The organism is Variovorax sp. WDL1, assembly GCF_001541225.1.
Taxonomy (GTDB): Bacteria; Pseudomonadota; Gammaproteobacteria; order Burkholderiales; family Burkholderiaceae_C; genus Variovorax.
This window is the reverse complement of sequence record NZ_LMTS01000100.1, coordinates 8,210-8,816: the sequence shown is the minus strand read 5'-3', so window position 1 is coordinate 8,816 and position 607 is coordinate 8,210. Positions and strand designations below refer to the sequence as shown.

The following is a 607-nucleotide window of genomic DNA, read 5'->3' as shown; positions in this document are numbered from 1 at the left end:
CCGATGGCGTCAAGGCCGTGCGCAATCTGCTGCTGCAGGTTGGGCTTGGCGAAGTCGAAGCCGAGGAACTGCCGAGCGAATGGCCGTTCCTGCCGTACATCGTCCCCGCCAGTCCGGCCGAGCCGGAGCATTTCTTCCGCGTGACGATGGAGCCCGAACAGTTCGCCGACGAGGTTGGCCGGCTGCAAGGCCTTTGGCCGTCGCTGGACACGCACTTGGGGACCGCGCAGCAGTCGCTGCGTCCACCGGCGCGGGCCTTGTCCCACTGGCATCTCGCCCTGGCTCTGGCCGCGGGCGCGATCTCCGGCGTCGTGCGCTCCCAGACGGGGCGCGTGCTCGTCGTCAAAGGTGACACCCACAAGGACAAGACGCTCCAGCGGGAATTCACCGAACGCGAAGACGGCTCCATCGCCGAGACACGCATCCTCACCGACAAGTTCGTGCCTGTCATCCGCGCGTGGGACATGACGCCTGGCTCCCCGACACGGGGCGAGGTGTTGACCATCCGCTGATCCACCGGACGCGCTGCCGTCCTGCTGTACCACCTCGAAGGAGAAACACCATGTTCCCCAATCCATTCAAGCGGCCTGCGCCGCGCAAGCAACCC

General features: G+C 66.6%; 1 pseudogene. It reads left to right on the top strand.

The annotated features are described in order from the left end of the window. A pseudogene (locus APY03_RS43790) lies at positions 1 to 512 on the top strand (DUF6094 domain-containing protein); the annotation flags it as partial. Positions 513 to 607: the final 95 nt, after the last annotated feature.